Raw genomic sequence first — 19,019 nt, 5'->3', positions numbered from 1 at the left:
AACAATAATTAAAAACTCTCTATCAAATGAAAAAAAAAATTAATGTTAATAACTTCCTTTTTACTTCTTACAAACTTCTCATTCAGTCAGATAGCTGTTGACATTACAGATATAAAAAGCAATAAAACAATTTCATTTAGTAAAATTTTTTCTGAATATAATATCAAAAAAGAACTACCAACCTTAGTAATAACTTGGAGTGGTAAATGGTGTGATCCTTGTGTAAAACTAATCAACCGCTATAACCAATGCGATTTATCAATGGTAAATATTATCACTGTTAATGTTGACAGAGAGAATAGTTTAAACGATGTACTAAAACAAGGCATTCATTTAAAGTGGAAAAATTCTTTAAATTTTCATGCTAATTTAGGAAAAGGCAAAAAAGGGTTTGACAATGTATTTAACACCTCTTTAGCTCCATTGATTCTTTATCTAGATAACGGAAAAATATCAGATGCATTAATAAATTATAATATTTTCCCCTATCGATTAATAGAAACTGGACGAGTAAAAGATGTACAATTTATTTGGAATAGCTCAGACGATTTAAATTCATTAGCATGGAGCTATTATAAAAATAACAACTCTCCAGAAAAATTAGAAGAAGCTATAAAATGGATTATTCGATCAATTGAGCTAAACAAAAATTATTACAATCTAGACACTTATGCTGCGCTGTTATTCAAAACTGGAAAACACACTGAAGCTTTAAAAAAAGCGAAAGAAGCTATAGAAAAGGCAAAAGAAGACAATAAGAATTACAACTCTACAACCGAATTGATAAATAAAATAATTGAAAAGCTATAACCTTTTATAAAAAAATTATTACAATTAATTATTAACTTATAACAAAGTATAAATAAAGAAAAAACGTGTAAATTGTATACATGTGTAAAAAAACAAAACCTTAATTCTTTAAGAATTAAGGTTTTGTTTTTTTATGCATACGAGTGGAAGAACTCTCACTCATATCTGTACCTAACCCTAGGTTTAGATTATTGCTTCCAAAAAAAACACTGTTTTTTTAATCACAAAAAATTCAGCGATTTAATCTATCATTGTATCCTTACTTCCAAATATTATAAACTTTTCTTTGGTTACCTCGATAAGTTTGTTCCTATCACTCATCTAAATTTTGTATTGCCTGAAAAAAAATACTTAGTTTCAAAATACTATACAATTTTGAAAAACAAACTGAGTTATTAGTACTATTCAATTAATTAAAACCCCCAAATATGAAAAACTTACTTACTATCCTTTTATTATTTTTTACTTTTTCAGTCTCTGCTCAAATTTCCTTTAATACGGGAAGTGCTCAATTAGATTCTGATTTGAATATTATTAACGCCGATGCCAATCTAAACTTTGGAGCCTTTAAGACTAATTTGAGTATTTCTAATAATGTTTCAGAGAGAAAAATTGAATACATGAAAGGAAGTATCGGTATGAAGGCAGGAGAAATCTATTTGACTTTACAAATAGTTAGATTATCAAGAAGATCGATAGATGATGTAATTATCATTTATAAGAAACATAAAAATAAAGGATGGGGTTACATAGCAAAGCAAGCAGGAATCAAACCTGGTTCTGCCGAATTCCACCAATTAAAGAATAATGCTAGTTCCAAGAAAAATAAGTCAAGAGGACAAGGCAACGGAAGAGGTAAAGGAAAAAAGAAATAAAATAACGGACTCCGACACTAAGTATTAAGCACAAAAAAACGTTTTAGAAAATTCTAAAACGTTTTTTTAATCAGTACGGGCGGAGAGACTCGAACTCTCACACCTCACGGCACTAGATCCTAAGTCTAGCGTGTCTACCAATTCCACCACGCCCGCGTACTTATTGGCTTTTAGACATTTAACACATTACCTCATTTAATTCCTAAATCTCAATATTTCAAACCTTTCTATATCGAATCGTGCAAATAACGTGCAATTTTTTGCACCCTAATTATGGCATCAATAAATTTTATTTACAGATCTAAGAAAGAATTTGCACCTTTAATTTTAAGACTACTTCATAAAAACGAAATTGACTTATTTATCAACACAAATTACAACTGTAAAAGATCATTTTGGTTTGATTCGAAAAATAAGAAACAGCTTAAATACCCTAAAACTAATTGTAAAGAAGCTCTAGAAGTTAAATCTACCATTATAAAATTAGAAGAACATATATTTAACAAATTCAATCAAGACTATAATGTAATTAGAATTGATAAGAACTGGTTACAAGAATGTATAGACATCTTTTTTAACAGAGTTTCATATCAAAAACAAAAAACTAAGGAACTATTTCCCTCTAATTTAACAGAATACATCTCACACTACATTGAGAAAGCTCCAACAATTAAAAATTCGAAAGGTGGTTTTGGTCTTTCTAAGAGTAGAATTGATGATTTTAAAACCTTAAGAAGATTCTTAAAAGAATTTCAAGGGAAAAAGAAAATTAAAATCATAGATGTAAATCTTAATTTTAGTAATGAATTCCTAAGCTGGATGATTGATGATAAAAAATACGCATCTGGTTACGCAGGAAGAATGTTAAGTGCTATTAAAACAATATGTAATGATGCTTCTTTTCATGGTTTAGAAACTCACCCACAACTTGTTAAGGTAACAGGATACAAAACTAAAAACAAACATATAATCGTTTTAACACCTGATGAAATTGAATTGATAAAGAACACTCATTTTAAGTTGAAAAGCCTTAAGAACGCTAAAAAATGGCTTCTATTTGGGTGTTATACAGGTCAAAGAGTTAGTGATTTACTCAACATAACATCAAATAACATTCATATGAGAAACAATTTAGAAGTAATAGAAATAAAACAACAGAAAACGGGTAAACAAGTTACTATTCCCTTACTCAATGAAACTAAAGAAATTATTTCGGACGGTTTCCCTCATAAGATTAGCCAACAAAAGTTTAACGACTATATAAAAGATGTGTGTAGAATTTCAGGAATTGACACAATTACCGAAGGAATGCTCTTTAACAAAGATTCAAAACGGAGAGAATATGGTTTATACAAAAAATGGCAATTGGTTTCAAGCCATATTTGTAGACGTAGTTTTTGCACAAATAATTTTGGCACTCTTCCTAATTATTTAATCATGAGCGTTACAGGTCATTCAAGCGAGAAAACTTTTTTGGGATACATTGGAAAAACCTCTTATGACTACGCTAAACAGTTTAAAGAACTTTATTACAAAAACCAGAGCTAAATGTTTAGTAAAAGAGAAAGCTTTAAAATAGATTTTAACTATAATTAATTACTATCGAAAACACATCAAATAATCATTAAAACCTATTTTAAAGCTTTGTTTTTTTATTTTAAACAAACATCTGTAAGACTACAAAAAAACTTCTTAAAAGCGCTTAAATAGCCTTCAGAAGCTAATAGAATGATTATCTGGCAAAGAAACATTTAGTACGCAAACTATCTTTATGTAAGTTAGAGTTCTTAGCATTAAACTTGATATATTCAGAAAGGTCAAGAAAAACAATCGAGTACGAATTATAATAAAACTTCTAATATTTATGGACGATGAAAAAATTAAAGCAAGTACTACTGTTGCTACCATTAGCACTGCTGGTGCTTCCGTAGGTGCAGCTGTAGCATTAGCTACTGGAATTGCTTTTACTGTTCCGATGGCAATAGGAGCAGGCATCAGTTGCCTTGCTTATGGAACAATAAAAGCTATTAAAAAAAATTAAAGCTATCAAGTTTGATTAAATAATTTTTCTAGCTGTTTCGAACAAAACATTCTAGCTTGAAATTCTACATAGTATTTCAGGTTGGAATGTTCATTGTTTATCATTTTGTCAAAAATCATGTAGCGAAACGGGTAAAGTGCATTTTATTCTATTATAAGTAGTGTAATTTACCCGTTTCACGACATGATTTTTTATGCTCTAATATTTATTTAAAATGATGAATAGACTTTTCTATGTTGGAAATAAATTGTTTCTTTAGGGTAATAAGAAGAAGGGTAAATTGTTTGTGATTTTTTGCTGTTTAAGTAATTCCACGCTTAGCTTCTCTTTGTATATGTGAGTGTTAATGAATGTTTAGATGTGTTATCGATAATACAAGATGAGTAATAAGAATTTAATTATATTAATAATAGGGGGTTTATTAATATTTTCATCATTATATGTGTTTACTAGACCTGCGATTTTTGAAGAATGGAATTTTACTGAAACTGGCCAGATAGGAGATACAATAGGAGGAATTACAGCGCCTGTAATAAATTTAATAGGAGCTTTTTTAGTTTATATCTCTTTTCAAGAACAAATTAAAGCAAACAGAATACAAATGGATGCTTTAAATGAAGAAAAAGAACGGAATTCTAATGATAGAAAATTTAACAATTATCATTCACTTTACGATTCAATAAAAAGCCATCTTGATAACTTAGAATTTATAGTGCAACCTAAGCCTATACTTGGTTCTGATAATTCTTTGTCTACACCTAACCATATTATATTCAAAGGACTAAATGCTTTGAATGAATATGTGTTAAGAATTGAAAATAGTAGTCATTATTATGGAGAAAAGTATGAGGTTTTTGGAATCTTTTTAAGTTTTCAATTTATTTTAAAATCATTGATTGAATTGGATGGTGTTATTGAGTTGAATATTGATAAAGAGGAGGATAAGATGTTTCTTAAGCGAAATATAAAATTAATGTATGGGTTTTTTTTAAAAGGATTTGCCGAACGTATTTTAAAAGTTTATAATTCTGAAGAACCGTATATAAAAGAATTAAAATCGTTAAAAGATAAACTAGATGAAGAATATGATGTTTAAGAATAATAGGTGATTATATCTTGATTGTCTTATTAGGTAATTATTATTACTTTTATTTTTCAGTAAAATACAATTTAAAGAAATATAAATCCTAATAAAGCTTATATTTAGTAAGTTGTATTAGGATGAAGAGAAAAAATAATATGAAAAAGCAACAGATCGAGTATTTAAAGGTTTCAAATTTAAAGTTATGGACAGAGAATCCAAGAGATCCAATTGATGTTGAAAGTTCTGATCTTGATATTATATCAAAAGCAATTATAGATGATAAAAAAAAGTGGAACTTACAAGATTTTTTGGATAAAATGGGAACATATTATGATTTTAGTGAACTGCCAACTGTTGTTAGAGAAAATGGAAGTAATATTGTTTATGATGGTAATAGACGTATTGCTATATTGAAATACTTACAAGACGAAGAGCTTTATCAAAAGCTTAATGGAGGACTTTTTTTTGATGAAGAACCTAAAGAATTAAAGAGTTTGACAAGCATACCTTGTAATGTTTGTGATAAGGAAACAGCACTTAAAAATATTGAAAGGAAACATACAAATTCAGGTACTTGGGGAACTTTAGAAAGGGATTATTTCCTTTATTTGCATAGAGGTAAAGAAAAAAGTCTTTTCATTCAATTAGATGAACAAACAGGGATAATTAGTGATAACAAAAAAATGAATAAGAGGTTTGTTAAAGATGAAATTCTGACTCAAAAAAATCTAGAAAGTATTGGTTTTAAATACGATGTAGGAAGTGGGATAAAATCAAATTATTCGGAAGAGGAAAACTTGTTGATTTTAAATAATATTGTTAGTCTTGTAGAAGAAGGAGTTATTACTACTAGAAAATATAGGGGGCAATTAAAAGAACCTCTAATCCAATATGACCCTAGTTTAGAAGAAAAATTAAAGACCTTTAATCCTTCAATACCTAGGACTAAAATAATAAAACAAAGAGAAACAAAAACAAAGGTTGTTCCTTCTAAGCCAAGAAAGACTCCAGTTACAAAAGTAAATGATATTCTCTTTGGAAGAACTCTTGAATTGGAGAGTGGTAAAATAAATGATACTTACAGGGCTATTGACTCAATTTATAATTATGGAAAAGAAAATAATGCAATTTTGAGCATTGTAGGTATGTCTTTAAGATTTTTATTGGATGTGTCAGCTAGGGAGTATTTTAGAAAAAGTGAACCTGATAAATTAAAAGAGGATTCTTTGTATAAAGACTTTATAAAAGTAGCTAGGGATGAAATGAATCTAAGTCATGAAAAAGTGAATTTCTTAGCTTTGACTAATGGTTGGTTAGATAAAAGTAATAACCTTGATGCGGTTTTGGCTAAGTTTGCACATGGAAGTATTCCAGTATCTAAGGATGGGATTTTAGAAAAATCTTATATAGTGGGAGATATTGTTCAACATTTTTTTAGAAAGAATAGTTAATGTTTTATTCACCTTTAAGATATCCTGGAGGGAAAAATAAACTATCTGCATTTATAGCTAAAATATGTGTCGATAATAATATTAATGGTCATTATATTGAGCCTTATTCTGGAGGAGCTTCAGTTGCCTTGTTTTTGTTGTTAGAAGGCTATGTAGGTAAGATTACTATAAATGATAGGGATAGGTCTATATATGCTTTTTGGCACTCTGTTTTGAATAATACAAATAAACTTTGTAAATTAATTGAAGATGCTGAATTAACAATTGAAGAATGGAGAAAACAAAAGAAGGTTCAACTCGATAAAGAAAAGTCAAATTTATTAGATTTAGGCTTCTCAACCTTTTATTTAAATAGAACAAACCGCTCAGGAATAATAAATGCAGGTGTGATGGGTGGAATAGAACAAAAAGGTAATTATTTGATGGATTGCCGTTTTAATAAACCTGACTTAATCGAAAGAATAAAAAGAATAGCTAAGTACAAAAAAAACATAAGACTTTATAAAAAAGATGCTATTAGATTAATAGATAAAGTGCAACAAGAAGCAGAAGACGAGAATGTTGTTTTTTATTTTGATCCTCCTTATTATTTAAAAGCAAGTACTCTTTATATGAACCATTATCAGTATGATAGTCATAAAGAAGTAAGTGATAAAATAAAAGATATTAAGAATATTAAATGGATAGTTTCTTACGATAATGTACCGCAGATTCAAGAATTGTATAGTGATTGTTCAAAAAAAGAATTTTCTTTTAAACATACTGCTTATAAAAGTAGGGAGGGTAAAGAAGTGTTGTTTTTTAGTAATAATATCTTAGAACCTAAGATTGAGAATTATGACCCTATGAAGTTTAAGAAAGAAAAGGCTACATCAAACATTGTATATATAAGAAAATAGTTCAAGAAAAATTGAAGGTGAATAAAGTAGGAGTTTACGATCTAGATAATTCATATTATTTGTATGAAGATATTGGTGTTGTTCTTGATGTTATTGGTGAGTTGTATGAAGTTAAATTTCATCATAACAAGAATGAATATATACCGAAAACATTTGATGAAAATTATTGGGTTTCAGATGAAAGTAATCAAGCTTTTAATAAACTAATTCCAAGAATCAAAAGTTTGACTAAAGATATATATGCTATAATTGAAGGAATATATAAAGCAAAGTATAATGATTTCAAAAAGTTGGAGTTAGAAAGAAAGTACAAAAACTTGAAAGAGTTAAGATTGTTTAATAATAAACTTAAGCATCATAATAATAGAGAGGCTAAGATAACTTTGACTAAGCTAGCAATGTTGTATCCTAAAGGGAATTTAATAGATTGCTATGTACAGTTTCAATATAAGAAAAATAATGATTTCAATATTTTAAGATTTACGGATTTAATTGATGTTTTTTTTAGAATATTAGAGGAAGAAAAAATAATAAAGATTGAAAGGAAATAAAAAGAATACCAAATCATATAAAGAGAATAAGTTTATTTTTCTTGAGCAAGAAGGAGAATGGTGTAAAGTCTATGTTGATTTATTAGAGAAGATACCTAATTAAGTATCAAATTCAAAGAAAGATTTAACCTCAACGCCAATAGCGTCAGCAATTCTTTTCAAAGTTAAGGTGGCAGGATTTTGTCTGCCATTTTCTATACTGGATAGATTAGATTTCTCCATAGAAATTATAGCACATATATCTAGTTGGCTATATCCTCTTGATTTTCTGATTCTTGAAATGTTTTTTCCTACTTCCTTAAGGTATTTCCTATCAATATCTTCCATATCATAAAATACCTGAATAAACAATCATGAAAGGTTATGATATATCATAACTATTTTATAGATTAGCTTAAAATTAATTTAATACAAAAAGAAATTTATTATGGTTATTTTATTATTAGTGGGTATTCCAATCTTATTAATTGTTGTTGGTTATTTGGTATGGAACAGTGCAATGGATAATTATGGATATAATGTTTTTAATACAGGAGTATTAGTTAGATTATTGATTGCTGTTGTATGTTGTTTTATAGATTTAACTTTTGGAGTGATTCTATTTTCATTATTTTCTATATACAACTTTATAGTAACATGGAGAAACACCTCATTTTTTATAGCACTCATAGCAGTAATATTTCAACCAGTAGCTCTTTACTTTACTTATGCGGCATTAAATAGATTATTTAAAGCTGTTAATGATTAATTCATAGGTCTTTTATTACGGTGATAAAATAAAAATACGTAACTTAAAACAAGCTACGTATTTTTATTATTTGAAGTTAGGTGATTGAAGCTTTTCTAAAATAGTTTAACAAGTATTCAAATAAAATTTCAATTGATTCATTTATCAATTTTGATAGGAACTCTTTTGTTAATTCTTTTAAAGAGTTTGCTAACTTTTTTAGTAATTCAATCATTACTTCCTTTAAATTTTCATTCATAATAATAAATTTTAAGACTAAATCTAATATTCAAATTAGATAGTCTGGATTATACAATAAAATTTAAAGAATTATTAAAAATACGCTAGTGAAACAAGTAGTCATTAATATTTTTCACTAGACTTTTGCAATTACTGACTCATAATCAGCATTATATAATCACAAAAGTAGCTAAAATAATGCACACTCACAAAATGTTAGTGTGCATTGTGATTTTCCCTCCTATTTGATTATTTCAACACTTTCTGTTTTGACCGTTTAGCTAGGGTAGCTTATCTACATCAAGGCATTAGCAGTTTATAGATAGTTCTTACTCTTAGAAGCGAAAGCTGAAAAATTCAAATTTTAGATATGGAGAATAAATCATAAACAATTTATTTTTAATATAAAAAAAGGGATTCCATATTTCAGTTATTAAAGAAAAAAAATCATGTAGTGAAACGGGTAAAGTGCATTTTATTCTATTATAAGTAGTGTAATTTACCCGTTTCACTACATGATTTTTTCACTTATAATCCTCCAATTTTATCTCTAATAGATAAATAATGAAGTTTAATTTTTTATACTAAGAATCTCAACCTTTCTCTTTTTTCAAAAAAAAAAACACACTCGTTATGAGCGTGCTTTTCTTTGAGTTTTTATTTCGAAATAATTTACTCTAAATAATTGTCAACCTCCATTATGGATTATCTACAATTTTAAGTTAAAGACCTTAAACCTAACTTGTAACACTTCTTTCTGACAATGCTAACATCAATTCATTGGGTCTTAATAAATCAACATTTCTAATTATTTAAATAGTAATTTGTTGATTTTTTTTGCTCCTACCATTCCTAAATAGATAATTCCGTAAAATTTTAAATCATTAAACGATTTTCCCATTTCTTTTGAAACTTCTGATAAGATTTTAGAAGCTACTGTTTTAATAATACTCATATTTTTTAGAGATTATTTTGTTACGATCCTAAGGCATTTACATAAACCCCGTTTACAAAACATAATTCTGTAAAACAACTTTCGCTAGAATCGAAAACTATATAACAAACAATATGCCAAGTACAAAAAAGAGTGTCATATTGTCAAATACACATCTAAAACATGACAAACAAAAGAAAACTGTCAAAATGACTACACAAACTATAATAAACTTACAGAGTAATAACCATAAAAAAGACATTTAGTAAATAAATCACAAATGTTTTATTAGAACTAATTAACACACTAATGACCTTACATACAATAAAACATAAGTTTAATCAATCACGATTTAATTTATAAAGAGTTGAAATAATTAAAATTTGGAAAAATCGTGCAATAATCGTGCAAACCTTAAGAAACAAAAAATGCAATTAACTAAAAATAAGCTAATTGCATCTTGATTAAGTACGGGCGGAGAGACTCGAACTCTCACACCTCACGGCACTAGATCCTAAGTCTAGCGTGTCTACCAATTCCACCACGCCCGCGTACTTTTGAAATTGTGGATGCAAATATAAACAATACTTGCAAACTACCAAGAACAAGTATACTATTTTTCTTATTTTTGAAGTTCATTAATATTCAACACATGCAAAACGTAAAAGATTACATAGCTCAACATAAAGATCGATTTATTAATGAGCTTATCGATTTATTAAAAATTCCATCAGTAAGTGCAGATCCAGCTTACAATCAAGATGTTTTAAATACTGCTGATGCTGTAAAAGAAAGCTTAGAAAAAGCAGGATGTGATAAAGTAGAAATTTGCGAAACTCCTGGATACCCTATTGTTTACGGAGAAAAAATAATTGACCCTAACTTACCAACGGTTTTAGTATACGGTCATTACGATGTACAACCTGCTGACCCAATCGATTTATGGACTTCTCCTCCTTTCGAGCCTGTGATTAAAAAAACAGATATGCATCCTGAAGGAGCCATTTTTGCTCGTGGTGCTTGTGATGACAAAGGACAAATGTACATGCATGTTAAAGCATTAGAATACATGACCCATACAGGAAACTTACCTTGTAACGTTAAGTTTATGATTGAAGGTGAAGAAGAAGTAGGTTCAGAAAGCTTAGCGTGGTTCGTTCCTAGAAACAAAGAAAAATTAGCCAACGACGTAATTTTAATTTCTGATACAGGAATGATTGCTAACGACATTCCTTCAATCACCACTGGTTTACGTGGGTTAAGTTATGTAGAAGTTGAGGTTACAGGTCCTAATCGTGATTTACATTCTGGATTATATGGTGGTGCGGTTGCAAACCCAATCAATATTTTAACAAAAATGATTGCTTCTTTACACGATGAAAACAATCATATTACCATTCCTGGTTTTTACGATAAAGTAGAAGAATTATCTCGTGAAGAACGTGATGAAATGGCAAAAGCACCTTTCTCTTTAGAAGACTATAAAGCTGCTTTAGATATTGATGATGTGCATGGAGAAGCTGGTTATACTACGAACGAACGTAACTCTATTCGCCCTACCCTTGATGTAAACGGAATTTGGGGAGGATATACTGGTGAAGGTGCAAAAACTGTGATTGCTTCAAAAGCGTACGCAAAAATATCAATGCGTTTAGTGCCAGGACAAGAATGGGAAGAAATTACAGAATTATTCAAAAAACACTTTGAAAGTATCGCTCCTAAATCAGTAAAAGTTGAAGTTAAACCTCATCATGGAGGACAAGGATACGTAACACCTATTGACAATATTGGTTACCAAGCTGCTAGTAAAGCATATCAAGAAACCTTCGGAGTTACTCCTATTCCGCAACGTAGTGGAGGAAGTATTCCTATCGTAGCTTTATTTGAGCAAGAATTAAAGAGTAAAACTATTTTAATGGGATTCGGATTGAATTCTGACGCAATTCACTCACCTAACGAACATTTCGGGGTGTGGAATTACTTAAAAGGAATTGAAACCATTCCATATTTCTATCAGTATTTTACTGAATTATCTAAATAACAACACAAAAAAAGTCATTACAGCTGTAATGACTTTTTTTTATAAAGATATATACCAAGTGGTTCTAAACCACAAAGAATTCTTCTTCGGTGTATCTAGTAATTTTCCTAAACGATAATCAAGACCAAACTCTAATTTGTCTTTTTTAGAAAGTTGATAGCCTAAATATGGCGATAATCGTACTTCTAGATCCTCTTCATTAAACTGCCACAAATATTCATTTGACAATTTTACATACCATTCTTTAACATCTACTTTATCTCCTGACAAAGCTTTTTCTAAAGAGGTTCGATAACGAGTTCTGTATTGGGGTTTAGCTCCTGATTCAAAAAATTGTTCAAAACCGAAGCGATGTGCTAATTTAAGTGCATCAAAACTTTGTACTAAATTAAAATGTTGAACCGTACGATGAATAATATCATCCTCTTTAAATCGGAGAATATATCCTACATTAAAAGATTTATTTACATCTGATTTTATCGAAAAAATACTGGATACATCTACTAAACTATGAGAAAATGTGAATTCATCTTCATAAAAAATCTCCCTAGCCTCTATACTATTTACCCATTTTGTAGTGGATGATGTTTTTGCTGATACCACTACTTTTGGCAACCATCCTGACGTAAAACTTATCTGCCCTTTAACCGATACTACAAACAACACAAATACTAAAAATACAAGTTTCATTTTCATTAAAATTCTAAATTATCGTTGTTTTGAGGAGCAAGTTTTAACTCTTTTATTAGAATTCCTTTACTATCAAATAAAAATTCGTAACTCTCATACGACTTTTCTCTTTTTCCCTTAACAATCAACTCATAATTAGGAAGTATCTTTTCATGATGGCTCACCAACTTAAATACAGCTTTGTACATCTCGCTTTCATCTCCTTTATATTGAATTTGGGTTTTCTTTACTTTGAATTTTTCAAGTTTCCCAAACAAAACATGCTCAATCTTTGATTGCACTTCCTTATCTAACTCTGTAAAATCTACTTTTATTTCAACATCTATTATTTCTCCTTTTTCAGAAAATTCAATACTGTGTTTTTTAGATTGATAATGTACTTTAGCTTCAAAAGTTTTTCCATCTTGACTTTCTTCTGCATACCACTTTACTTTCTCTTTAAAACCCCACATTTTAATGATCTGTAATGAAGTTGCTGGCACTTTTCTAATATCTACCCTATATTCTCTCTCAAACTTTTCCTGAGAAAACCCAGTAAACATGTAGAATAACAAAAGTGTTGTAATAAATCTCATACTTTTAATTTTTTCTTCAAAATAACTAATATTTGCCTGTTACTTAGATAAGTAATTTATTAATTCTTTATTAAAAAAACACTCTACACTTGTAGAATTAAAAATTATTTCTACATTTGTAGAGTTAATTCTAATTTTGTAGAAATGCAGTTATCAAAAACCGAAGAACAAGTAATGCAATATTTATGGAAACTGAAAAAAGCTTTTATGAAAGATATTTTAGCCGAGTTTCCTGAACCGAAACCAGCAACAACAACAGTTGCTACCTTATTAAAAAGGATGAAAGACAAAGGTTTTGTAGATTATAAGTTGTATGGAAAATCAAGAGAATATTTCCCTGTGGTTAAAAAATCAGATTATTTTTCTAAGCACGTAAACGGGTTGATTAAAAACTTTTTTAACAATTCGGCAAGTCAATTTGCTTCATTTTATACTGAAAAAACAGATTTATCGGTTTCAGAATTAGAAGATTTAAAGAAGATTATCGATCAACAAATTAAAAAGCAACAATAATGGTAACGTATTTAATCAAATCAGGAATTTGTTTAGCCTTGTTGCTTGCCTTTTATCATTTGATATTAGAGCGGGAAAAAATGCATCGATTCAACCGATTTTATCTGTTAGGAAGCGTATTATTTTCATTTTTAGCTCCATTTTATAAAATATATATTGAAGTTGCTCCGCAGGCATCCGAAGTATTTGTTCCGATGATTGTAGACAGCAGTATAACTACGGAGGTCGTTACTCCTCAAGTACAAGAAGTAAACTACACACAATATCTAATCTTTGCCTATGTAATAATTGCTTTGATTCTTTTGATTCGTTTTATAAAAAATCTGGTAAGCATTTATCTCAAAACTAAACACCATCAAAAAATTAAAAAGGAAAAAGCTACGCTTGTTTTAGTTAACGATGTTATTAGTCCACACACTTTTTGGAACTATATTTTCATTAACAAAGATGAATACAATTCAAATAAAATAGAAACCGAACTCTACACACACGAATTAACACACGCACTACAAAAACACACTTTTGATGTATTGCTCATTGAGTTTTTGCAAGTGATGTTTTGGATAAATCCGACATTTATATTCCTTAAAAAAGCTATTAAGTTAAACCACGAATTTTTAGCTGATAACGAAGTAATTACAACACATAATAACACTACCGAGTATCAATATTTACTATTAAATAGAGCTGCTTGGAACAACGAATATTACTTGGCCAGTAATTTGAATTATTTATTAACTAAAAAAAGATTACTAATGATGACAAAACAAAGTTCTCGCACCAAAATCTTACTAAAAAAACTGGCGGTAATACCCGTATTAGCAGGTTTTACACTACTTTTTGCTGAAAGAGTAGAAGCTTATGAAAACACTAATGGGCTGATAGACTCAGAAATTACACGAGGTGATTTACCAGAGAAGGTAAGTAATACTGATTCTCCTTTTTTAGAAGATACTGACAAAAAACCTGAAAACTTTATAGCTTCAATTAAAAGAGATGGTAATCATATAGATTTAAAATGCTACAATTGTAAAAGGTGGGCAAGTTTAAATATTCCTTTGGATAAAGAGTTTACAATAACCGATTGGGGATTTTCAAATGACAACCATGTGAAGATAAGTGAATATGCTTTTTCGATAAAAGCAACAGAGGAAGAAATTGTTTTAAAAGGAGTAAAAAATTCTGCTTGGGAAAATTTAAAATTTACTTTACAAAACGGACAAAAACAATTTTTCAATCAAAATAGGAAGCTTGACTATAAAAAAGATAATTTAGATGAAGTATTTAAACAGTATGTCAAAATTAATGCTCCAACATTGTTCATCGACCAAAAAACTAACAAATATTACCTAAACAACAGGTTAATAAATATTGATAATATTAAAAATGAATTTCTTAAAGAAACTAAAGGAAAAAAATCAGATTTAGAAATTTTTACTACTGGTAAAGTTTTAATGTCTTTTATAAAATCTATTCGTGAAAAACTGACCAAGAAACACTTGAATGAAATAATATTAACCAACAGTCTTTCTTATCTTTATGATGATGGAACTTCATTAAAAACCTCAAAAGTAGATTATTCTCCCAAAAAAGGGAATGACTCAATACCTCAACAAAAAAGAATCATCAATCATAAAAATGGAACGTTTACTTATACCACAAAAGACGGTAATGTTATTTCTAAAAAATTCTCAGAATTAACTGAGGAAGAAAAGAAAATGATTCCACCACCTCCCCCACCAACTAGGTTGAAACAAAAAGCTTTGTCTAATAAATTATTTCAAGATTTAAAAAACGCTAAAAAGTATGCCATTTGGATTGACGGAAATGCAGTTGACAACAATGTTTTAAACAATTATAAAAACACTGACTTTTATAACTACTCAGGAAGTTTTGTACATAAAAATGCAAGGAGCGAACGTTTCCCTCAAGAACATCAGTATCAGTTAAACACAAAAGAATATATACAAAAAATAAAAGAGCAACTTCCACAACCACCTCCGCCTGCAAAAAATAAAAAAGATGAAGTATCAAACATTCCACTTCCACCTCCACCAATGAGTGCAAAAGAATTAGTTTTCAAATATCCAAATGCTACCTACTATATAGATAATAAAGAGGTTACTCATACAGAAGCCGTTAGTTTTACAAAAAAAGAAAAAGATTTTAGCATACAAATACAGGAAACTAATTCTAAAAAAGTAATTAAATTTTATGGCAAGAAGGTTAATAAAAATATAAGCCATATTGACACATCTGATATAAAATATTACTTAGATGGTAAGCTTATTTCTAAGGAAAAATTAGACAAAATAGCACCTAAAAACATAAAAAAAGTTGATGTTAAAAAAAATAAAGATGGTACAGGATCAGTATATATTACTAGTAATAAATAACTGACACTCAAAACATATACTTGTTAAAAGCCTCTTAAATGAGGCTTTTTTTGTAACAAAACCCTAAATAACTCGTTATTAAAACATAAGCTTATTTTATGTTAAAACGATTTTTCCTTCTTTGTTCAGGAGCAGATTTAGTACTGCTTGAAAAGTGTGCTAACGGAGAGCAAAATAAATATGCTGGTATTGGCGCTACCGTTTTCTTTACTGCGCTTATGGCAACCATTGCTTCTGCCTATGCCTTATACACTGTTTTTGACAATATTTACACCGCTATTTTCTTCGGAATTATTTGGGGATTACTCATTTTTAATTTGGATAGATTTATTGTTTCTACCATAAAAAAAAGTGAATCTAAACGAAAAGAACTTATACAGGTGCTTCCAAGATTATTGTTAGCAATGATTATTGCTGTGGTAATTTCTAAACCGTTAGAATTAAAAATTTTCGAAAAAGAAATCAACCAAGTATTGTTGACTGAGAAAAATCAGATGACACTGGACAACAAAACTCAAATTGCGCAGCAATTTACTCCTGAAATCGAGAAAATCAATACTGAAATCACTTCTTTAAAAAATGAGATAACCGTCAAAGAACAAGAAGTCAATACACTTTATGAAACCTACATTGCCGAAGCTGAAGGAAGAAAAGGCACAAAACTTCTTGGTAAAGGTCCTGTTTATAAAGAGAAAAGAGACAAACACGATGCTGCTCTTGCCGAATTGAATCTGTTAAAAACTGAAAACACTAACAAAATTCAGCAGAAAGAAGCTACCATAGCCAGTTTACTGGAAAATCAGAAATTGAAAGAAACACAAACCCAACCTATTATTTCCAATTTTGATGGTTTAATGGCTCGCGTTAATGCTCTAAACAAATTATCTTGGCTACCTTCCTTTTTTATATTCTTGTTGTTTTTAGCGATAGAAACTGCCCCTATTTTTGCGAAACTAATCAGTTCAAAAAGTGAATATGATTATAAACTAGAAAACCATGAGTCTCAGGTAAAAACTTGGATTCAACAACAAGTTCATCAAAGAGAAGCTATTCTACAAACTGACATAGATCTCAACAATAAAGTATATTCCGATTTAAAAACTGAGGAAGAGATGTACAACTACAAACAAAAAATGGCTCGTAACTTAATGAAACTACAAGCCGATTCGTTTTATAAAAATCAGCAAGAGACTTTATAAAAGCTATAATTTTCTTATTCTATTATTTTTTATATTTTCGTTTGTTAGAAAACAAAATGAATTAATTGCATGAAAACCAACAAGCTCACTATTTTTTTAATAGTGTTGATGCTATGTACTAGTATTTTTTCTCAAGAAAAACAAAACCTTTCTTCTCTTTTCATTTCAAAAGAACTAAAAGAAAATGCTAACGCTGTAGTACGATTAAACGAATTAGTCATAACAGTAGAAGCCGTAGATCAACTTACAATTAAACAAAAAAGAATTGTTACCGTTCTTAATAAGCTAGGAAAAGATCATATTGATGCCTACAAGCATTATAATAACGACACCAAAATCACCCGTTTATCTGCTATTATTTATGATGCATTAGGAAACAAGGTGAAAAAATATTCCAAGAACGACTTTCAAGATGTTAGTACTATTGATGGAGGTACTCTATATTCAGACTCTAGAGTTAAATTTTTAGAACATACCCCAACATCATATCCTTATACTGTCGTCTTTGAATCAGAAGAAAAAAATTCTTCTACAGGTTTTATCCCCAAATGGCTTCCTATTGAAAATTACTATTTAGCTACAGAAAGAAGCGTTTATATTATAAACAATCCTCAAAACATTCCATTTAGAAAAAGAGAAAAAAACTTCAATGGTTTTTCTATTAAAAACTCTTCTACAGACACTAATTTAAATTACGTGCTAACAAACCAACAAGCTATTAAACCTGAGCATTATACTTTAAATTTCGAAGAGTTTGTCCCTAACTTAACTATCGCTTTAAATCAATTTTCTTTAAAGAACATAAAAGGTAAGGCTAGTAACTGGAAGGAATTTGGAAAATGGCGCTATGAATATTTGAAAAACGGAAATGATATTGTTTCTGAATCAATTAAATCTGAAGTTAATAATATTACTAAAGGAATTAAAGATCCGATACTTAAAGCTAAAGCTATTTATTCTTATATGCAAAACAGAACACGATACATTAGTGTTCAAGAAGGAATTGGTGGATGGAAACCGATTCCCGCAAATAAAGTTCATGAATTAGGGTATGGTGATTGTAAAGGGTTGACCAATTACACTAAAGCTCTTTTAGACGCCGTTGGTGTTGAGTCACACTACTCTGTTGTTTGGGCTGGCAGTGCAAAGAAAAATGTTTACAGCGATTTTTCTTCTATGCAGGGTAATCATGTTATTTTAAATATTCCTAACAATGGAAATGATATTTGGTTAGAATGTACCAGTCAAACTATGCCTTTTGGTTTTTTGGGAGATTTTACTGACGATAGAGATGTGCTTGTGATAACCCCTGAAGGCGGGGTCATTAAAAGAACACCTGCTTATATTAATAAAGATAATTTACAGGTAACCAAAGCCTCTATTAAGTTATTACCTGAAGGAAGTATTTCAGCTCAACTTGAAAGAAAATCATACGGAACTCAATATGATGACAAGTATCATATTGAAAATTATACTCAAAAAGAACTCAACAAACATTACAAAACTGATGTTTGGAGTTATAACAATAATTTAGAAATTGAAGATATTAAACATGTAAACAACAAAGAAAAGATTGAATTTACAGAGAGTCTTAATATCAAAATAGAAAAGTTTGCAACAGTTAGAGATAGTAGTTATTTGTTCAAACTTAATGTATTTAATAGAATAACTGGTGTTCCAAAAAAATACAGAAATAGACAGCGTTCATTAGAAATAGAAAGAGGTTTTACAGATAAAGATGAATTCACTTTTAGCATTCCTCAAGGTTATACTTTAACAACCTTTCCAGAAAACTTAAACATCACTAATAAATTTGGAACGTACAGTATTCGTTTTGAAAAAATAGATGATACTTCTTTTAAATATATAAGAGAATTTTCTCTTCTAAAAGGCATTTATTCTAAGGAGAGTTATGAAGCCTACAGAAAATTTAGAAAAACAGTTACCAAATACGATAATCTAAGAACAGAATTAACCAAACTATAAAATTACT

Annotated in this window: 19 protein-coding genes and 2 tRNA genes; 14 read left to right on the top strand and 7 right to left on the bottom strand. The window is 29.2% G+C overall.

Features of this window, described 5'->3' with window-relative positions:
- Window positions 1–42: 42 nt before the first annotated feature.
- The gene (locus ACKTSU_RS01910; RefSeq protein ID WP_408034687.1) at window positions 43–810 is read left to right on the top strand and encodes a tetratricopeptide repeat protein; all 768 of its coding nucleotides are present in this window, start codon (window positions 43–45) and stop codon (window positions 808–810) included.
- A gap of 428 nt (window positions 811–1,238) precedes the next feature.
- Window positions 1,239–1,685, top strand: coding sequence for a hypothetical protein (locus ACKTSU_RS01905; protein ID WP_408034686.1), 447 nt, complete (start codon window positions 1,239–1,241; stop codon window positions 1,683–1,685).
- Window positions 1,686–1,759: 74 nt separating this feature from the next.
- On the opposite strand, the gene ACKTSU_RS01900 is transcribed toward ACKTSU_RS01905, so the two are convergent.
- Window positions 1,760–1,841 (bottom strand) — tRNA-Leu (locus ACKTSU_RS01900).
- A 117-nt stretch (window positions 1,842–1,958) separates the two neighbouring features.
- Between ACKTSU_RS01900 and ACKTSU_RS01895 the strand changes: the two genes are divergently transcribed.
- The 6 genes from ACKTSU_RS01895 to ACKTSU_RS01870 all read left to right on the top strand — a co-directional run bounded on the left by ACKTSU_RS01895 (window position 1,959) and on the right by ACKTSU_RS01870 (window position 7,711).
- Window positions 1,959–3,233 (top strand): tyrosine-type recombinase/integrase, encoded by a 1,275-nt coding sequence (locus ACKTSU_RS01895; RefSeq protein WP_408034685.1) that lies wholly within the window; start codon window positions 1,959–1,961, stop codon window positions 3,231–3,233.
- Between the two features lie 316 nt (window positions 3,234–3,549).
- Window positions 3,550–3,726 carry a hypothetical protein gene (locus ACKTSU_RS01890; protein WP_408034684.1) on the top strand — a complete coding sequence of 59 codons (177 nt, stop codon included), beginning with the start codon at window positions 3,550–3,552 and terminating at the stop codon, window positions 3,724–3,726.
- Window positions 3,727–4,105: 379 nt separating this feature from the next.
- Window positions 4,106–4,822 (top strand): hypothetical protein, encoded by a 717-nt coding sequence (locus ACKTSU_RS01885; protein WP_408034683.1) that lies wholly within the window; start codon window positions 4,106–4,108, stop codon window positions 4,820–4,822.
- Between the two features lie 143 nt (window positions 4,823–4,965).
- Window positions 4,966–6,261 (top strand): hypothetical protein, encoded by a 1,296-nt coding sequence (locus ACKTSU_RS01880; RefSeq protein WP_408034682.1) that lies wholly within the window; start codon window positions 4,966–4,968, stop codon window positions 6,259–6,261.
- A complete protein-coding gene (locus tag ACKTSU_RS01875) occupies window positions 6,261–7,160 on the top strand; it encodes a DNA adenine methylase (RefSeq protein WP_408034681.1) in 900 nt (299 codons plus the stop codon). The genes ACKTSU_RS01880 and ACKTSU_RS01875 overlap by 1 nt, the downstream gene beginning before the upstream one ends.
- A gap of 17 nt (window positions 7,161–7,177) precedes the next feature.
- A complete protein-coding gene (locus ACKTSU_RS01870) occupies window positions 7,178–7,711 on the top strand; it encodes a hypothetical protein (protein ID WP_408034680.1) in 534 nt (177 codons plus the stop codon).
- 99 nt (window positions 7,712–7,810) lie between these two features.
- Here ACKTSU_RS01870 and ACKTSU_RS01865 read toward each other — a convergent pair whose 3' ends face one another.
- Window positions 7,811–8,038: a helix-turn-helix domain-containing protein gene (locus tag ACKTSU_RS01865; RefSeq protein WP_408034679.1), complete on the bottom strand. Its 228-nt coding sequence runs from the start codon at window positions 8,036–8,038 to the stop codon at window positions 7,811–7,813.
- A 100-nt stretch (window positions 8,039–8,138) separates the two neighbouring features.
- Here ACKTSU_RS01865 and ACKTSU_RS01860 point away from each other — a divergent pair, with 100 nt between their 5' ends.
- Window positions 8,139–8,459 (top strand): hypothetical protein, encoded by a 321-nt coding sequence (locus tag ACKTSU_RS01860; RefSeq protein ID WP_299031115.1) that lies wholly within the window; start codon window positions 8,139–8,141, stop codon window positions 8,457–8,459.
- 76 nt (window positions 8,460–8,535) lie between these two features.
- Here ACKTSU_RS01860 and ACKTSU_RS01855 read toward each other — a convergent pair whose 3' ends face one another.
- From ACKTSU_RS01855 to ACKTSU_RS01845, 3 genes are all read right to left on the bottom strand, one after another.
- Window positions 8,536–8,697, bottom strand: a complete 162-nt coding sequence (locus ACKTSU_RS01855; protein ID WP_299031117.1) for a hypothetical protein — start codon at window positions 8,695–8,697, stop codon at window positions 8,536–8,538.
- Window positions 8,698–9,486: 789 nt separating this feature from the next.
- The gene (locus ACKTSU_RS01850) at window positions 9,487–9,633 is read right to left on the bottom strand and encodes a hypothetical protein (RefSeq protein WP_408034678.1); all 147 of its coding nucleotides are present in this window, start codon (window positions 9,631–9,633) and stop codon (window positions 9,487–9,489) included.
- 448 nt (window positions 9,634–10,081) lie between these two features.
- A tRNA-Leu gene (locus tag ACKTSU_RS01845) sits at window positions 10,082–10,163 on the bottom strand.
- Between the two features lie 101 nt (window positions 10,164–10,264).
- On the opposite strand from ACKTSU_RS01845, the gene ACKTSU_RS01840 reads away from it, so the two are divergent.
- Complete coding sequence (locus tag ACKTSU_RS01840) at window positions 10,265–11,653, top strand: dipeptidase (protein WP_408034677.1); 1,389 nt, start codon at window positions 10,265–10,267, stop codon at window positions 11,651–11,653.
- Window positions 11,654–11,692: 39 nt separating this feature from the next.
- Here ACKTSU_RS01840 and ACKTSU_RS01835 read toward each other — a convergent pair whose 3' ends face one another.
- Entirely contained in the window at window positions 11,693–12,343 is a 651-nt protein-coding gene (locus ACKTSU_RS01835) for a DUF2490 domain-containing protein (RefSeq protein ID WP_408034676.1), read from the bottom strand.
- A 5-nt stretch (window positions 12,344–12,348) separates the two neighbouring features.
- Window positions 12,349–12,918 (bottom strand): hypothetical protein, encoded by a 570-nt coding sequence (locus tag ACKTSU_RS01830; RefSeq protein WP_408034675.1) that lies wholly within the window; start codon window positions 12,916–12,918, stop codon window positions 12,349–12,351.
- Between the two features lie 144 nt (window positions 12,919–13,062).
- On the opposite strand from ACKTSU_RS01830, the gene ACKTSU_RS01825 reads away from it, so the two are divergent.
- From ACKTSU_RS01825 to ACKTSU_RS01810, 4 genes are all read left to right on the top strand, one after another.
- A complete protein-coding gene (locus ACKTSU_RS01825) occupies window positions 13,063–13,431 on the top strand; it encodes a BlaI/MecI/CopY family transcriptional regulator (protein ID WP_408034674.1) in 369 nt (122 codons plus the stop codon).
- Window positions 13,431–15,827 carry a M56 family metallopeptidase gene (locus tag ACKTSU_RS01820; protein WP_408034673.1) on the top strand — a complete coding sequence of 799 codons (2,397 nt, stop codon included), beginning with the start codon at window positions 13,431–13,433 and terminating at the stop codon, window positions 15,825–15,827. Before ACKTSU_RS01825 ends, ACKTSU_RS01820 begins: the two co-directional genes overlap by 1 nt.
- A gap of 98 nt (window positions 15,828–15,925) precedes the next feature.
- Entirely contained in the window at window positions 15,926–17,026 is a 1,101-nt protein-coding gene (locus ACKTSU_RS01815) for a DUF4407 domain-containing protein (protein WP_408034671.1), read from the top strand.
- 69 nt (window positions 17,027–17,095) lie between these two features.
- Window positions 17,096–19,012 carry a DUF3857 domain-containing protein gene (locus ACKTSU_RS01810; RefSeq protein ID WP_408034670.1) on the top strand — a complete coding sequence of 639 codons (1,917 nt, stop codon included), beginning with the start codon at window positions 17,096–17,098 and terminating at the stop codon, window positions 19,010–19,012.
- Window positions 19,013–19,019: the final 7 nt, after the last annotated feature.

This window comes from Tenacibaculum aestuarii (assembly GCF_964510395.1).
Taxonomy (GTDB): Bacteria; Bacteroidota; Bacteroidia; order Flavobacteriales; family Flavobacteriaceae; genus Polaribacter; species Polaribacter aestuarii.
The sequence above is the reverse complement of the archived record's forward strand: the minus strand, read 5'-3'. Positions and strand labels throughout refer to the sequence as shown.

Bases quoted from the DNA above. Each gene is read 5' to 3' on its own strand.
- ACKTSU_RS01910 (WP_408034687.1), top strand. From the start codon at position 43: ATGTTAATAACTTCCTTTTTACTTCTTACAAACTTCTCATTCAGTCAG.
- ACKTSU_RS01905 (WP_408034686.1), top strand. From the start codon at position 1,239: ATGAAAAACTTACTTACTATCCTTTTATTATTTTTTACTTTTTCAGTC.
- ACKTSU_RS01895 (WP_408034685.1), top strand. From the start codon at position 1,959: ATGGCATCAATAAATTTTATTTACAGATCTAAGAAAGAATTTGCACCT.
- ACKTSU_RS01890 (WP_408034684.1), top strand. From the start codon at position 3,550: ATGGACGATGAAAAAATTAAAGCAAGTACTACTGTTGCTACCATTAGC.
- ACKTSU_RS01885 (WP_408034683.1), top strand. From the start codon at position 4,106: ATGAGTAATAAGAATTTAATTATATTAATAATAGGGGGTTTATTAATA.
- ACKTSU_RS01880 (WP_408034682.1), top strand. From the start codon at position 4,966: ATGAAAAAGCAACAGATCGAGTATTTAAAGGTTTCAAATTTAAAGTTA.
- ACKTSU_RS01875 (WP_408034681.1), top strand. From the start codon at position 6,261: ATGTTTTATTCACCTTTAAGATATCCTGGAGGGAAAAATAAACTATCT.
- ACKTSU_RS01865 (WP_408034679.1), bottom strand. From the start codon at position 8,038: ATGGAAGATATTGATAGGAAATACCTTAAGGAAGTAGGAAAAAACATT.
- ACKTSU_RS01860 (WP_299031115.1), top strand. From the start codon at position 8,139: ATGGTTATTTTATTATTAGTGGGTATTCCAATCTTATTAATTGTTGTT.
- ACKTSU_RS01855 (WP_299031117.1), bottom strand. From the start codon at position 8,697: ATGAATGAAAATTTAAAGGAAGTAATGATTGAATTACTAAAAAAGTTA.
- ACKTSU_RS01850 (WP_408034678.1), bottom strand. From the start codon at position 9,633: ATGAGTATTATTAAAACAGTAGCTTCTAAAATCTTATCAGAAGTTTCA.
- ACKTSU_RS01840 (WP_408034677.1), top strand. From the start codon at position 10,265: ATGCAAAACGTAAAAGATTACATAGCTCAACATAAAGATCGATTTATT.
- ACKTSU_RS01835 (WP_408034676.1), bottom strand. From the start codon at position 12,343: ATGAAACTTGTATTTTTAGTATTTGTGTTGTTTGTAGTATCGGTTAAA.
- ACKTSU_RS01830 (WP_408034675.1), bottom strand. From the start codon at position 12,918: ATGAGATTTATTACAACACTTTTGTTATTCTACATGTTTACTGGGTTT.
- ACKTSU_RS01825 (WP_408034674.1), top strand. From the start codon at position 13,063: ATGCAGTTATCAAAAACCGAAGAACAAGTAATGCAATATTTATGGAAA.
- ACKTSU_RS01820 (WP_408034673.1), top strand. From the start codon at position 13,431: ATGGTAACGTATTTAATCAAATCAGGAATTTGTTTAGCCTTGTTGCTT.
- ACKTSU_RS01815 (WP_408034671.1), top strand. From the start codon at position 15,926: ATGTTAAAACGATTTTTCCTTCTTTGTTCAGGAGCAGATTTAGTACTG.
- ACKTSU_RS01810 (WP_408034670.1), top strand. From the start codon at position 17,096: ATGAAAACCAACAAGCTCACTATTTTTTTAATAGTGTTGATGCTATGT.